This window comes from Vibrio sp. dhg (genome assembly GCF_003443775.1).
Classification (GTDB): Bacteria; Pseudomonadota; Gammaproteobacteria; order Enterobacterales; family Vibrionaceae; genus Vibrio; species Vibrio natriegens.
Genome location: NZ_CP028943.1, coordinates 2,067,323 through 2,082,501, shown reverse-complemented (window position 1 = coordinate 2,082,501; position 15,179 = coordinate 2,067,323). Strand labels below are relative to the sequence as shown.

Here is a 15,179-nt window from a genome sequence, read left to right as displayed (position 1 = left end):
GTCACAAATTTTAAGGTAGCCGAATGTTTTGGGTAAATGGAATTCCACAAACACATGTCTCATTGAGCGATCGTTCCTTTCAATATGGTGATGGGTGCTTCTCGACAATCCTGACTAAGAAGGGGCAGTTGGTATATTGGCCTGAGCATGTTGCGAGGATGGAAGCCTGTCTCAAAGCGTTACACATTCCTTTCCCCGATTGGCAAGTCGTTTTTGAATGGGCCACTAATGCGGCTTTGTCAGATGATGATGCGGGTGTGAAAATTCATATCAGTCGTGGCGCAGGTGGGCGCGGATACAGCCCGTATGGCATTGAAGGGCCAACCGTGACCATTTCTAATTTTCCTTTCCCTAGTCATTACGCTGCCTGGCAATCAAATGGTGTAAGCCTTGGCGTGTGTGAAACTCGCTTAGGTATTCAGCCGCTACTTGCTGGTCACAAGCATAATAACCGCTTAGAACAGGTGCTCGCGAAATCTGAAATTGACGGGACCGAGTTTGCCGATGCAGTAACGTTAAATGTGCAAAATCATGTCATTGAAACTACAATGGCCAACCTTTTTTGGGTTAAAGATAATTATGTTTACACACCTGATTTAAGTTTGTCTGGTGTTGCCGGTGTCATGCGTCGTAAGGTGCTTGAATTTTGCTCGGCGAATAGCATCAATGTGAAGCTAGACGCCTTCTATCTTTCTGATGTGCTCAATGCCGACGAAGTCTGGATGTGTAACTCATTATTAGGTGTGGCTCCTGTAACGAGCATTACAACACAAAATAAGAAAAACGTATTTCCGATTGGAAAACTGACTCAACGACTGCAAGGGAAGTTAACTACGTGATTAAAAAACTATTGGCTGTTGTTGTACTGATTGCTTTGATTGGTGCAGCAGGTGTTTTTTACGTTGTTTCACAGGCGAAGCAATACGTAAATAAGCCAATTCTACTTGAGCAACCACAGCTATTTACGGTAGAAAATGGTACAAGCTTTAACCAAATAATACGTAACTTGGTGAAAGCAGAAGTTATCGAGTCTTCTGAATATACTCGTTTTATTCCGCGTCTTTATCCGGAACTGTTGCAAGTTAGGGCAGGGACGTATCAACTCGAGCCTAACATGTCGCTTTATCAAGCGTTAGAGCACCTCAACACAGGCAAAGAATATCAGTTCGCGATTACTTTTGTAGAAGGCAGCCGTTTTTCTGAATGGTTGGCCTTGCTAAAAGAAGCACCTTACGTACAGCATGATTTGACGGCACTCTCTGAAAAGGAGATGGCGTCTAAGCTGGGTATTGAACGTGAAAAGCTAGAAGGGCTCTTCCTAGCAGAAACATACCATTACACTGCTGGTACCACAGAAAGCCAGCTACTAAAGCGTGCGCATCAGAAATTAAATAGCATACTTGATGCTCAATGGGCGTCTCGTCAGGAAAAACTGCCTCTTGAAGATAAATACCAAGCTTTGATTTTGGCTTCAATTATCGAAAAAGAGACCGCGATTGATTCAGAGCGTGAGCGTGTTGCATCGGTGTTTGTTAACCGTTTGAACAAGCGTATGCGTTTGCAAACGGATCCGACAGTGATTTACGGAATGGGCGATGAGTATGACGGCAATATTCGTAAAAAAGATCTGCGCACGCCTACTCCATACAATACGTATGTCATTAGTGGGTTGCCGCCAACGCCAATTGCCATGGCGGGAGAAGCGTCAATCGTTGCGGCGTTGAACCCTGAAGAGAGCGCATACTTATACTTTGTCGCAAGCGGAAAGGGCGGACATGTGTTCAGCAAATCCCTTGCTGAGCATAATCGTGCCGTAAGAGCCTATTTAAGAGAACTAAGAAAGAATAAATGATGAAAGCGAATTTTATTGTCATAGAGGGCCTGGAAGGCGCGGGTAAAAGTACTGCGATTCAAACTGTGTTAGATACTCTTAAAACTGCAGGTATCGAAAATATTGTTAATACTCGTGAACCCGGTGGTACACCTCTAGCAGAGAAGATGCGCGCGCTAGTCAAAGAAGAACACGAGGGTGAAGAGCTTCAGGATATGACTGAATTGCTGCTGCTTTACGCCGCACGTGTTCAGCTTGTAGAGAACGTCATCAAGCCAGCGTTAGCTAACGGGCAGTGGGTCGTGGGTGACCGTCATGATATGTCTTCTCAGGCTTATCAGGGTGGTGGTCGTCAGATCGATGCATCACTTATGAAAAACCTGCGTGACACGACTCTTGGTGATTTTAAACCGGCTCTGACGCTTTATATGGATATCGACCCTCGAATTGGTCTGGAACGTGCTCGTGGTCGCGGTGAGCTTGACCGTATTGAGAAGATGGACATCAGCTTCTTTGAGCGCACACGTGAACGTTACTTGGATATTGCCAATAGTGATCCATCGGTGGTCGTGATCAATGCTGAGCAGTCGATTGAGAAAGTGTCTCATGATATTCAAGAGGCGTTGAATGAGTGGTTATCGCGTCAATAAGCGCGAACGAGGATTTAAATGACTCATGTTTAATGATTTTCCATGGCTCAACCCTATTTGGGATAATCTAAAAGCGGGTTTAGACTCAGACCGAATTCCCGGCGCTTTGTTGATACAAAGTGAGCCTGGTTTGGCCGTTGAACAACTCGTTGAGCGTTTTAGTCACGCACTTCTGTGTCAGAACTACAGTAGCGAAGCTTGTGGCTTTTGCCATAGCTGTCAGCTTGTTCAATCGCAAAGTCATCCAGACTTGCACTGGGTTAAACCAGAGAAAGAGGGCAAAGCAATAACGGTTGATCAGATCCGTGCTTGTAATCGCCTTGCGCATGAGTCATCACAGCTCAACGGTTATCGTTTATTTGTTATTGAACCTGCGGACATGATGAATGAGTCGGCGTCTAATGCGTTGTTAAAGACGCTTGAAGAGCCAGGAGAGAAGTGCTTGTTCTTGCTTGTCACGCATAATCAAGAGCGCTTACTTCCAACGATACGCAGCCGCTGTCAGCATTGGGTCGTTACCCCACCGTCGACTGAGCAAGCCATGCAGTGGCTAATAGAAAACGAAGCATCTGATCTTCCTGCTTATGCGTTGAAGCTTAATTTGGGGTCACCAATAAAAACGCTAGCAGCAAAAAGTAGTGGTGAATTGGATGAGTATTTGACATTCGAACACGACTTCATCGAAGCGATGACATCTGGTGTTGCAGACTTATCACGATGCGCGTCTTACATGATGAAGAATCCTGACAACGCCATAAACTGGGCCTGGTATTTGCTCACAGATGCACAAAAGCTTCAATTTGGTGTTTCCGAAAGCGATCTTTTACCGGGAGCTCACCAGCTTCAGCAAACAAACTACAACGGTTTATATTCATCAGCGAAGAAGTTGATGGAACTCAAGGCTCAACTGCAAGCATTTCCGGGCTTAAACGTTGAGCTATTATCTATGAATTGGTTAATTGAATCACGAGAGGCATTATGTTCGTAGATTCGCATTGTCATTTGGACAAACTGAATTACGACGATCTCCACACTAGTGTGGAAGACGTTATTAACAAAGCCAAACAGGCTAATGTGACAGAGTTACTCTCTGTAGGGGTGACTCTGGACTCGTTTCCTAACATGTTGGAAATGATTACGCCATACGAGAATGTTTACGCTTCATGCGGCGTTCACCCTCTGGATGTAGAAAGTGCATTTTCTCTGGATACACTTCATCAGCACGCTTCACACAATAAGGTGGTGGCGATTGGTGAAACGGGTCTCGATTATCACTACAAGCCAGAAACGGCGGCGTTACAAAAAGAACGTTTTGAGCAGCATGTTGAACTTGCGGTTGAACTTAATAAGCCACTGATTATCCACACGAGAAACGCTCGTGCAGATACATTAGATATTCTGCGCAACGGTGGAGCAGAGAAGTGTGGTGGAGTGATTCACTGCTTTACGGAAGATCTCGCTTTTGCTGAAGCCGCGTTAGATTTAGGCTTTTACATCTCTATTTCAGGGATCGTTACTTTCCGTCAAGCAACGGAACTCAAAGAAGTGGTGAAGACACTTCCTTTGGACAAGCTACTTATTGAAACTGACTCACCTTATTTAGCACCCGTTCCTCATCGAGGCAAAGAGAATCAACCAGCCTATGTTGTCGAGGTGGCAGCTTACATCGCGCAGCTTAAAGGGGCTTCTCTTTCAGAGGTTGCACAAAAAACTACCGAAAACTTCAGAAATCTTTTTTTACGATAGATATAAAGATTTTGATAAAAAAGGGGCCTTTGCCCCTTTTTTTATATCAAATTACCGTCTTATATATATAAACCCGATGAGTTAACTGATTTTGTTGATTTTGTGGTGTCAAATTAATCGGGCTTTATTTTGTGATAAAAAGTAACAATGATGGCTATTTTATTTACTCTTTAAAATTAATGTTGTTAATTAATAAATTCAAATAAATCAGCGTCTTATATTGGATGTAATGCATTGCTTAGCGGCTTTTGGACTGTGATCTGCATATTACTTTGAAACTAATCTCAAGCATCCGCTAGAAACCGGTACCAGTTACGAGATATATTTAGAGCCGGAAAATATATCGCGTCCGCGGTTATATATTCCATAGAGGCTAGCATTCAGGCTGCGGGGGTGTGCCGCTAGCCCTCTAACTATTCTAAAAATTCTATCAGGAGCAAAACTAATGAAAGGTTTCTTTAGTAAACTTTCGCAATCCATTATGCTGCCCATCGCTTTGCTACCAGCTGCGGGTATCATGTTGGGTATCGGGGGTAGTTTTACTAACCCAACAATGATCGAAGCGTACAATATCGATGTGCTTCAAGACGGAAGTCTGTTAAACAGCTTCCTACAAGTTATGACTGCTGCTGGCGGTATTGTATTTGCAAACCTTCCAGTAATGTTTGCTCTAGCGATTGCTGTTGGCTTCGCTCGTGCAGAAAAAGGTGCTGCAGCACTAGCGGCTCTTATCTCTTACTTGGTTATGAACGTAGCTATCGCTAAAACGCTAGTCGTTGCAAACATGATCAACGCTGACGCAAACACTGTTATCCTTATGGGTAGTGAATACGCGGGTGTCTTGGCTGATACGCTAGGTATTGCTAATACGCTAAGTATGGGTGTGTTTGGTGGTTTGATCGCTGGTGCAATCACTGTCGTTCTTCATAACAAATACCACGATGCAAAACTGCCTGATTACCTAGGTTTCTTCGGCGGTGCTCGCTTTGTTCCTATTATCAGTGCTTTCGCAGCGCTGTTCTACGGTATCGTTCTGACTTTCATCTGGCCATTCTTTGGTGCTGCGTTCGGCGCTATCGGTGCGGCACTAGGTGAAATGACAGCATCTGGCCACGGCTACATTGCTTCTTTCATCTTCGGTGTTATCGAGCGTTCTCTAATTCCTGTAGGTCTGCACCACGTATTCTACTTGCCACTTTGGCAGACAGAAATCGGCGCGACAGCAGAAGTTGCTGGTGAAGTGATCAAAGGTACACAAAACGTCTTCTTCGCATCTCTAGCGTCTGGCGATTTCTCTCAGTTTACTTCTACTAACTTTATGACTGGTAAGTTCCCGTTCATGATGTTTGGTTTACCAGCTGCAGCATACGCGATGTACACACTAGCGGATGACGAAAACAAGAAAGCAGCAGGTGGTCTACTGTTCTCTGTAGCTCTAACTGCATTCCTAACGGGTATCACAGAGCCAATCGAATTTACATTCCTATTCCTATCTCCAGCGCTTTACTACGCGATCCACGTGCCATTGGCTGGTGTATCGTTCATGCTGATGGATATGCTGAATGTTAAAGTAGGTATGACGTTCAGTGGTGGTTTCATTGACTTCTCACTATTCGGTATCCTTCCTGGTGTAACTGGTGTTGAAAACCACTGGTACTACATTCCTCTAGTGGGTATCGCATACGCGTTCGTTTACTTCTTTGTTTTCCGTTGGTTTATCGTTAAGTTCGACATTAAAACTCCGGGTCGCAAAGGCAGCGCAGTAGCGGTTGTATCTAAGAAAGACTACCACGCAGCGAAAGGCGGTGCTGGTGACAACCAAAAAGCAAAAGACATGATCGAAGCACTTGGTGGAGCTGAGAACATCGTTGACGTTGATGCTTGTATCACTCGTCTACGTATCACTGTGAAAAGTGGTGCTGACGTTAAAGATAACGATTACTGGACTCAAGAGCTTGGTGCTCGTGGTCTAGTGAAAGTTGGCGACACTGGTATTCAGGCTATTTACGGTGCTGAAGCTGCTGGTTACAAAGCTCAAATTAACTCGCTACTTGGTAAATAATGAGTATTGGTGACAAATTTCGTAGAACAGGCGCATTCGTTGTCGACCTGATGATAGCTAAGATGTTTACTCAGGTCGTCTTGTCTGTTCTCGCACTTCTCGTGTCTAGTTTATGGAGCGATAAGGTTTCGGGCTTATCACTAAACGATGATATGGCTCTGCCGGTTTTATTGGCAACGGTAGTGATTATGCTGTTGACCTATATCGGCATCTACCTAGGATACTGCGCGGTTTGTTTTAAAATGATAAACAAGTCGCTAGGTAAGTATCTGCTTCAAGTAGAGAACAGTCGCGGGATTGCGCAACTTGATTTGTCATCATATTTATCTCGTGAAAGAGAGAAGATTGTATATTTTCTTGCAACGCTAGGGCTTTATGCCGCGTACTCAGCGATACAGTTTTACATGTATGACAGAGAACCTTTGCATGAGGTCCACGCCCAGCAAGCTCAGAAGTAACATTTCTTTCTAGTAAAAGCCCGCGATAAGTCAGCGGGCTTTTTTATATTCTAAAAAGCCTAAACTCATCATCCCTTCATTTTTAATTTATTCTCGATTTCAGCATCCTAAGTGCTATTTATCGCCTATGCTTCTGATAGATTTTTTCGTCAATTTATAGATCTGGTGTTTATTGAACTCATAATTGACGCTGCGATTTTGTCTACTTTATTCTTTTAGTGATATTCGCCGTATTTATATTTAATAATAAGGTATTGATAGGTGGTATGAGTCGCATTTTTTAGAGTAATTTGCCAATCAATTTGTTGTTTTCGTGATCTTGAAAGGATTATTGTCATCGAACTTTGAGGGTTATCAATAATATATTTTGAGCCATAAAATATACTCAATTTGTGGTTACATCTTAATTGGGTGCTAACATTTAGGCTACGGGGGGTGGCCGTTAGTACCCAAATAATACTTATATACTTATCAGGAGCTTGAACATGTTCAAAAACCTTTTTGCTAACCTGCAAAAAGTCGGTAAATCACTGATGCTTCCAGTATCGGTATTGCCGGTTGCAGGTATTCTTCTGGGTGTTGGTGCTGCCCATCTGAGTTTCATTCCAGAGATTGTTTCTAACCTAATGGAACAAGCTGGTGGTTCTGTATTTGGCCAAATGGCCTTGCTATTTGCTGTCGGTGTTGCTCTAGGCTTCACAAATAACGATGGTGTTGCAGGTCTGGCTGCAATCGTTGGTTACGGTATTATGACAGCGACGCTTGGTGTAATGGCTGGCGTCATGGGTGTTGAAAAAATCGATACTGGTGTACTAGGCGGTATCTTAAGTGGTGGTTTGGCTGCCTGGGCATTCAACCGTTTCTTCAAGATTCAGTTACCAGAATACCTTGGCTTCTTCGCGGGTAAACGTGCAGTGCCAATCATCACTGGCTTTGGTGCGATCATTCTTGGTGTTATCCTTTCTGTAATCTGGCCACCAATTGGTAGCGGTATCAGCGCGTTCTCTCACTGGGCGGCGGATCAAAACCCACAGCTAGCATTTGGTATCTACGGTATTGTTGAGCGTTCACTGATTCCATTCGGTCTTCACCATGTATGGAACGTACCTTTCTTCTTCGAAGCAGGTAAATGTGTCAACGCTGCAGGCCAAGCTCAAAACGGCGTGTTAACTTGTTACCTTGTTGCTGATGAAGCATCACGTGCTGCTGGTAATGGCTTCGGTCAGCTAGCGGGTGGTTACATGTTCAAAATGTTCGGTCTACCAGCGGCAGCTATTGCTATTGCTCATTGTGCTAAGCCTGAAAACCGCGCGAAGGTAATGGGTATCATGGCGTCAGCTGCGTTAACATCATTCCTTACTGGTATTACTGAGCCAATCGAGTTCTCGTTCCTATTCGTTGCTCCGCTACTATACGGAATCCACGCGCTACTAGCTGGTTCTGCATACGTTGTTTCGAACACGCTAGGCTTTGTTCACGGTACTTCTTTCTCTCACGGTCTTATCGACTTCTTAGTGTTGTCTGGTAATGCTCAGAAGATGGTTCTGATGATTGGTGTAGGTCTGGTTTACGCGGTTATCTACTACGTTGTGTTCCGTGCAGTAATCACTGCTCTTGACCTAAAAACACCGGGCCGTGAAGATGAAGCTGAAGCAGCTGCAACAACTTCTGGCTCAGACATGGGCGGTGAACTCGTAGCAGCATTCGGTGGCAAAGCGAACATCACAGGTTTAGATGCATGTATTACTCGTCTGCGTGTTGCAGTAGCTGATACTGCAGCTGTCGACCAAGACAAACTAAAACAGCTAGGCGCAGCAGGTGTTGTTGTTGTAGCTGGTGGTGTTCAGGCTATCTTCGGTACTAAGTCTGATAATCTAAAAACAGAAATGGATGAGTGGATTCGTAACCACGGCTAATCTCAGTTATCCATTACTTATGTGAAAGGGGGCTTCGGCCTCCTTTTTAATGTCTGCGTGCTCTAACCTCATACGTGAATCACCTCATAGTTGTACAAACTTCCTATATCGACACTTCTTCCTTAAAGTGCTTTGCTGTATTCATGTGACAATAAACTCATCCTTACTTTTTTGAGCGTATCCCTACATCCTTCTTACCCTTCATTGACATTATAAAATCCAGTCGTGTTTGAATTATGCACGATGTTTTTTTAAGAATTGATAATGGTTATGAAGAAGAAACTAATAATACTGGCAGCAGGACTGACGTCTGGCGCTGCAATGGCGGCTAATGGAACATCTGATTTAGCTGTTGGTATGGCAGTCGATCAGCAATTGAGCGTTGTTGTTGAGATAGATAATACGTACCGTGGGATTATCGGTAACGACGGCATGGCTTTTGACTACATTGCTAAACGTGGTACGTTCGACCAAAACGTGCCAGTGACTTGGTATGTCGGTGTTGGTGGTTGGTATGAGTGGGACGATGAATTTGGTGTGCGCGTACCACTAGGTGTCAATTGGGACCTATCTCAGGGCTGGGATGTGTATGCACAGCTACATCCAGAGCTTGACCTGTACAAAGGTGTAGACTTACAGCTTGGTGGTGCAGTGGGCGTGAAATACAGCTTCTAATACCAATTTGATTAACGTCCAATAAAAAATGCCGGCTAAGTAAGCCGGCATTTTTATTGTTAACGTTACCGTTATTGTTTATTCATCGCTCGTTTGATACAAACGGCGGCACCACCCCAAGTAATACCTAAACCAAGAACCATCATGATGATTGCACTGATTGTCATTTTGTTTTCTCCTTGCGGTTTACTGCGTTAATTAATAGCCCGAAGATAAAGAGTGCTGCGATCAATGCCCAGCCCAATGTCAAATCGTAACCACCGTAGCCGTCGGTAAATAGAGCATAAAGCTTGGTCGCTAAGATTACAGCTAGCATAATTGGTGTTACGAAACGCAAGCAGATTTCAAACCATTGGCCGATTGAGAAGTCCGAACGCTCGTTAACGTAGCCACGAACTTCTGATACACGGTTTAGTAGCCATGCCATCAATACGATTTCTACTAAGCCACCGACCATGATACCGACGTTGTTTGCAAAATGATCGACCAGGTCGAGCAATAGCAGACCACCATTGGTTGCGAATGCCATGGATACAACGAAACCAGTACCGATAACCACGTTTGCGGCTTTCTTACGACTCCAGTTTAATTTGTCGATAATTGCTGAGGTTACTGCTTCCATGATTGAGATATGAGAGCTTAAGCCCGCTACAACTAGAGCAAAGAAGAACAGTGGACCAAGAATGTAAGGTGCTGGCAATAAGTTAATTGCCGCTGGTAACGTTACAAACGCAAGACCAACACCCGCAGAAACCACCTCTGTTAAAGGTTTACCTTGCTCCTGAGCCATGTAGCCCAATACCGAGAAGATCATGATGCCGGATAGGATAGAGAAACCACAGTTAATCAATACCGTCATGAACGCATTGTTTGTGATGTCTGATTTCTCTGGCAAGTAGCTAGAGTAGGCCAGCATGATGGCAAAACCAATACTTAGGGTAAAGAAGATCTGACCATAAGCGGCTGCCCATACTTTAACGTCCCAAATTTTGCTGAAGTCTGGTTCGAACATGTAGTTCACGCCGTTCAATGCACCTGGTAAGAACACCATGCGCCCGATAAGGAACAGCACCATCAAGAAAAGAATTGGCATCATGATTTTAGATGCACGCTCGATTCCTGACTTCACGCCGCTTGCAATCGCAACATAAGTAATGGCCCAAGCTATCACCATAGACAACGCAATCTTCCATTGGATACTACCTAGATTCGTTGGTGAATTATCACCTAACTTTAGGTATTCACTGAAGAAAAACGCGTTTGTATCTGCTCCCCAACCTTGGCTGAACGACAGACCAAAGTAAGAAATAGACCAGCCGATCACGGCTACATAGTAAACGGCGATGACTGCTGCGACACCCACCTGAAACCAACCAAGCCACTCAAATTTTGAATGAATCTTTGCTAGTGTCTTTGGTGCTGAGCCACGGTATTTTTGACCCATACTGAACTCTAGGATCATGAATGGAATACCTGCAGTGATCATGGCAAAAAGGTAAGGAATAAAAAATGCGCCGCCACCGTTTTCGTAGGCCATGTATGGGAAACGCCAAATGTTACCCAGACCGATCGCTGAACCTACTGCTGCTAAGATGAACCCCGCGCGGGATCCCCATTGTTCTCGCTTCATATTTGACTCCTGTACAACTCCCTAAGGAATGAAGCTCTTTCTGTAAAGCAGGGCAATTTATTAAAAGTTAGGGAAACTGCTATCCATCAGTTTTTATGGCCTAAATTCTAAGTACTTATTGATTTACCGTTTTTTATTCTGCTTCACATGAAAGAATTTAGAGTTTAACTCTTAAATTTATGATGTGTGTTTGATAAAACTGAAATATTTATCTGTTTTCGCTATTCAGACTAACTTCTAATAATTACAAGCGCAACAGATTCTAAATGTTAATAATAGTATTTTGTCTGGTTATAATATGGTTAATATTCGTTTTTCTGGAGTTTATTTGAGTTGTGTAAGCTTGATCTCAAAACAAATGACTGCAATGAGGTCGATTACATGGTTATAAGGACTATTTTGATTATTTAGGGTGTACGTCTAGCTTTTGTACACCATCTAGACGATGTTTCGTCATTGTGTTGCAGTTAAAAGCGAAAACTAATTCCGACATTAGATTGAAATTGGTTCATCCAATCGGTGTCATACTTGATGATGCAGTTGGAACCTTCAGACGGCAATGTGCATGAACCTGAAGTGTCATTGTCGACGACTGTGCCTAGCCAACGTAGTTGCGCCGTTAAAGCAATTGCTTGAGAGTATTCATATTCAATACCGGCAAACGCACTCGCAGAAAACCCCACTTTTTTATCCGCCCAGTTCACATCAGTATAAGAGCCGCCTAACCCCAATCCGGCGTATGTCTGCCAACCCTGTGCAATGGGATAGGCGAGGCTACTTTGAAACTGCAGGTAATGAATGTCTGCTGAGTTGGACAGTGATTTTAGTTCTGTCGGTTGATAGGAATAAAAAAGACCGACTCGCCCCTGAAGAAAAGGTGTTTCGATTGCCAACGCGTAACTCGTCGCTGCATCGATGTCGTAGGTATTGGCATTCGTGTCCTCCACTTTGCCGCCAGCGGTATATCCAATAAATGGTGTGACGATTACATGTGCTTGGACGTTGAAAGCAACGCTCATCAAAATAGTTCCAATCAAATAGCCGACGTTATTCTTCATGCCCTATCTCCTTATTATGCCTAAGCTAATTGTGATGGATGAGTCAAAACCGCGCGAACAAATTAAGCAAATCTTGAACATGTTTCACGCTGGTGTTATTAATTTGTTACAGTTCAAGGAGGTGTTTATGGAACACGATCTTAAATCCGCACTAATCATCGTTGCCGCTGTTTTCGCAGTTCTTTTGTCATACGGAATTATTGCGATTACTTCGGCTTAATCTAAGTTTAGCTTTATTAGAAGGCTTAAGCCGATGATACGTAACAGCGGTATAATCACCGATAGCCATACTGAACTCGATATCAATGTTTACGAACATTTCAGACATGGCAAAACTGCTCTTGTCACGCAAGGAGGAGGGCAGCGAGGAATTTTTACCGCTGGAGTGCTTGATGCATTTTTACTTTCCAACTTTGATCCCTTCGATGAATTCTATGGTACCTCAGCCGGTGCTCTAAACCTTTGCCCTTATTTATGCCGTCAGCATGGGATGGGCAAGGCGTTTATTACCGAATTGACCACCTCGCCTGAGTTTTTTAACCTTTTTCGTTACATTCGTAAGCAGCAATATTTGGGGCTGGAATGGGCGCTGGAAAGAATTCAGGATTTCCCCTACAAACTGGACCTCGACATGGGGCGCAAAGCACTGGGCACTAGAGGGGCTTTTGCTGCCGTGACTGATGTAGAGACGCTTTCCGATCAGTACCTTCCTATGCTGGGCGATTCCTGGTTCCAAACCATGTTGGCAACGTGCGCGATTCCCAAATTATACCTTGGGCCAGTCGATGTTGGCGGGCGTAAGTTTGTCGATGGTGGCGTTTCCGCCTCAATCCCTGCGCAGGAAGCGTGGAGACAGAATGCGCGCAATATTATTGTTATCCGAACGGAGCCTTACTCAGAAATCGACGCAAGAGTACAAAGTGAAGTCGGGGATAAGTCTGTCCAGTGGTATCGAGAGTCGATAAACTCTGTGCAGCAGTCTTGGCAACAGAAAGTGAGCCAGTGGAAGTCAGACTGGGCATCCTTTTTTCAGCAGAAGATTAACACGGCCCATCAATCTAAGCTGGCTGGCGAAATGCTTTTGAATGGCGGGCGATGGCTTTTTGGGGCGGATAACTTGTATCGATTGAGTCATCTTATCGGGGAAAACTTCGACTCCGGTTTGGCTGATATGTTGATGATCCATTATCAAACATTCGAGCTGACACAGGCGTTTCTCTCTACGCCACCAGATGATACTTTTATTCTACAGATTGCACCCAGAGAAGTGCTTCGGTCCTCTTCTTTGTTAAGCGACCCTGAAGATTTAGAACATGACTATCAGTTAGGTTTGCAGGCTGGCTATAACTTCGTTCAGCTTTATGACCAACTGAATATTGATCTTGACTTAGATGGGCGTGAAAGCGCGTAGTGTTTTCATTCGCTTCAGATGAAAGTAAAAAGGGCTCCGATTGGAGCCCTAGATTTTTGTACTGATATATTATGCAGGCATAATACGCATACAGTTGGTTGAACCAACGACATCCATTACGTCACCTTGAGTAATGATGACCAAATCTCCGTCGTTTAAAAATCCTTGTTCTTTTAAACAGCTAATCGCATCCTGCGCGGTTGGCAATCCTGCATCGCCTTTAGAATTAAAATAGACTGGTGTGACGCCTCGGTATAACGCAGCACGATTCAGTGTCGATTCATTTCTTGATAAGGCAAAAATAGGCAACCCTGAGCTCAGACGAGACATCATTAAAGCGGTTCTGCCAGACTCGGTTAAGGAGATCATTGCCTTAATACCTTCCATATGGTTGGCAGAATACATGGTTGCCATCGCAATGGTTTCTTCTGCGGTTTCGAAGGAGCGTTCAAGGCGATAGGTCGACAGACTGGCTTCAGACATTTTCTCTGCGCCCATACAGACTTCAGCCATCGATTTAACGGTTTCAACGGGGTATTCACCTGCCGCGGTTTCTCCTGACAGCATGACCGCATCGGTACCATCTAAAACAGCATTTGCCACGTCCATGACTTCAGCACGGGTAGGCATTGGGCTTGTAATCATCGATTCCATCATCTGGGTTGCCGTAATGACGATTCGGTTTAAGCTGCGTGCACGACGAATGAGCTTCTTCTGAACACCAATAAGCTCTGGGTCACCGATCTCTACCCCTAAGTCTCCGCGAGCGACCATGACCACATCAGAGGCCATAATGATATCGTCAATTGACTCACTACTCTCTACCGTTTCGGCGCGTTCTACTTTGGCGACCAATTTTGCTTCCAGGCCTGCATCTCGCGCTAAGCGTCGCGCATAGTGCATATCTTCGCCATTACGTGGGAAAGAAATCGCTAAATAATCGACTTTGATTTCTGCGGCAGTAAGAATGTCTGCCTTATCTTTTTCCGTTAAGGCTTCTGCGGATAACCCGCCGCCTTTTTTGTTAATGCCTTTGTTGTTCGACAGGGCACCACCAACCGTGACGCGAGTATGTACTTTATTGCCTTCTACGCTGGTGACTTGTAACTGAACGCGGCCATCGTCGAGTAACAGAACATCATTAGGTGCGACGTCTTGTGGCAATTCTTTGTAGTCTAAACCGACAGTTTCTTGGTTGCCTTCACCTTTTGGCAAGTCGCTATCTAAGGTGAATTTGTCACCGACTTTGAGCATCACTTTGCCATCTTTGAATGTAGATACGCGGATTTTCGGCCCCTGCAAGTCGCCTAAGATAGCAACCTGTCGTCCTAGTTTTGCGGCAATTGCACGGACTTTGTTTGCACGTTGAATATGATCTTCGCTGCTACCGTGTGAAAAGTTCAGCCGCACAACGTTAGCGCCAGCTTTGATGATCTCCTCAAGTACATTGTCTTTATCAGTTGAAGGCCCAAGTGTGGTAACGATTTTTGTTCTTCTCAATTTGGATGTCATAGATTCTCCGAAGAATGCTAGTGTGGGACAAGGTAACTCGAATTGTATTTAAGTATATGCACAGAATGCTTTGGTTAAGATGAACACGAGCAAAAAGTTCTCCATCTTTATAAAAAACCAACTGCATAGATTCGCTTGATGTTTTTAGTGATAGCCACTCGCGTGGAGTGGATGACTAATTTGGTCAAAAAATTAAGTTATTTTTTACACAATTTAACAGGTGTAAATTT

At 44.2% G+C, this 15,179-nt stretch carries 15 protein-coding genes; 11 read left to right on the top strand and 4 right to left on the bottom strand.

The window, feature by feature from the left end:
- Positions 1-23 precede the first annotated feature (23 nt).
- The 9 genes from pabC to DBX26_RS09525 all read left to right on the top strand — a co-directional run bounded on the left by pabC (position 24) and on the right by DBX26_RS09525 (position 9,338).
- Positions 24-839: an aminodeoxychorismate lyase gene (pabC, locus tag DBX26_RS09565; protein ID WP_118118949.1), complete on the top strand. Its 816-nt coding sequence runs from the start codon at positions 24-26 to the stop codon at positions 837-839.
- The gene (mltG, locus tag DBX26_RS09560; RefSeq protein ID WP_118118947.1) at positions 836-1,852 is read left to right on the top strand and encodes an endolytic transglycosylase MltG; all 1,017 of its coding nucleotides are present in this window, start codon (positions 836-838) and stop codon (positions 1,850-1,852) included. Before pabC ends, mltG begins: the two co-directional genes overlap by 4 nt.
- Complete coding sequence (tmk, locus tag DBX26_RS09555) at positions 1,849-2,481, top strand: dTMP kinase (protein WP_024372811.1); 633 nt, start codon at positions 1,849-1,851, stop codon at positions 2,479-2,481. Before mltG ends, tmk begins: the two co-directional genes overlap by 4 nt.
- Before the next feature lie 25 nt (positions 2,482-2,506).
- Entirely contained in the window at positions 2,507-3,469 is a 963-nt protein-coding gene (locus tag DBX26_RS09550; RefSeq protein ID WP_118118945.1) for a DNA polymerase III subunit delta', read from the top strand.
- Entirely contained in the window at positions 3,460-4,227 is a 768-nt protein-coding gene (locus tag DBX26_RS09545) for a TatD family hydrolase (RefSeq protein ID WP_065297079.1), read from the top strand. Before DBX26_RS09550 ends, DBX26_RS09545 begins: the two co-directional genes overlap by 10 nt.
- Positions 4,228-4,672: 445 nt before the next feature.
- On the top strand, positions 4,673-6,289 hold the full coding sequence (locus tag DBX26_RS09540; protein ID WP_014232484.1) for a PTS transporter subunit EIIC: 1,617 nt from the start codon (positions 4,673-4,675) through the stop codon (positions 6,287-6,289).
- Positions 6,289-6,747: a hypothetical protein gene (locus tag DBX26_RS09535; RefSeq protein ID WP_014232483.1), complete on the top strand. Its 459-nt coding sequence runs from the start codon at positions 6,289-6,291 to the stop codon at positions 6,745-6,747. Before DBX26_RS09540 ends, DBX26_RS09535 begins: the two co-directional genes overlap by 1 nt.
- 485 nt (positions 6,748-7,232) lie before the next feature.
- Entirely contained in the window at positions 7,233-8,663 is a 1,431-nt protein-coding gene (ptsG, locus tag DBX26_RS09530) for a PTS glucose transporter subunit IIBC (protein ID WP_020335630.1), read from the top strand.
- A gap of 264 nt (positions 8,664-8,927) precedes the next feature.
- The gene (locus DBX26_RS09525) at positions 8,928-9,338 is read left to right on the top strand and encodes a hypothetical protein (RefSeq protein WP_014232481.1); all 411 of its coding nucleotides are present in this window, start codon (positions 8,928-8,930) and stop codon (positions 9,336-9,338) included.
- A 71-nt stretch (positions 9,339-9,409) separates the two neighbouring features.
- On the opposite strand, the gene DBX26_RS09520 is transcribed toward DBX26_RS09525, so the two are convergent.
- The 3 genes from DBX26_RS09520 to DBX26_RS09510 all read right to left on the bottom strand — a co-directional run bounded on the left by DBX26_RS09520 (position 9,410) and on the right by DBX26_RS09510 (position 12,026).
- Complete coding sequence (locus tag DBX26_RS09520) at positions 9,410-9,505, bottom strand: MetS family NSS transporter small subunit (RefSeq protein ID WP_014232480.1); 96 nt, start codon at positions 9,503-9,505, stop codon at positions 9,410-9,412.
- Positions 9,502-10,968 carry a sodium-dependent transporter gene (locus DBX26_RS09515; RefSeq protein ID WP_065302636.1) on the bottom strand — a complete coding sequence of 489 codons (1,467 nt, stop codon included), beginning with the start codon at positions 10,966-10,968 and terminating at the stop codon, positions 9,502-9,504. The genes DBX26_RS09520 and DBX26_RS09515 overlap by 4 nt, the downstream gene beginning before the upstream one ends.
- Positions 10,969-11,435: 467 nt before the next feature.
- A complete protein-coding gene (locus tag DBX26_RS09510) occupies positions 11,436-12,026 on the bottom strand; it encodes an outer membrane beta-barrel protein (protein ID WP_118118943.1) in 591 nt (196 codons plus the stop codon).
- Between the two features lie 127 nt (positions 12,027-12,153).
- On the opposite strand from DBX26_RS09510, the gene DBX26_RS09505 reads away from it, so the two are divergent.
- Together DBX26_RS09505 and DBX26_RS09500 are read left to right on the top strand one after the other, a co-directional pair.
- On the top strand, positions 12,154-12,246 hold the full coding sequence (locus DBX26_RS09505) for a YnhF family membrane protein (RefSeq protein WP_020335625.1): 93 nt from the start codon (positions 12,154-12,156) through the stop codon (positions 12,244-12,246).
- Between the two features lie 33 nt (positions 12,247-12,279).
- Positions 12,280-13,437, top strand: a complete 1,158-nt coding sequence (locus DBX26_RS09500; RefSeq protein ID WP_014232476.1) for a patatin family protein — start codon at positions 12,280-12,282, stop codon at positions 13,435-13,437.
- 69 nt (positions 13,438-13,506) lie between these two features.
- Here the strand turns inward: DBX26_RS09500 and pyk are convergent, their stop codons facing one another.
- Positions 13,507-14,949, bottom strand: coding sequence for a pyruvate kinase (gene pyk, locus DBX26_RS09495; RefSeq protein ID WP_065297075.1), 1,443 nt, complete (start codon positions 14,947-14,949; stop codon positions 13,507-13,509).
- Positions 14,950-15,179 lie beyond the last annotated feature (230 nt).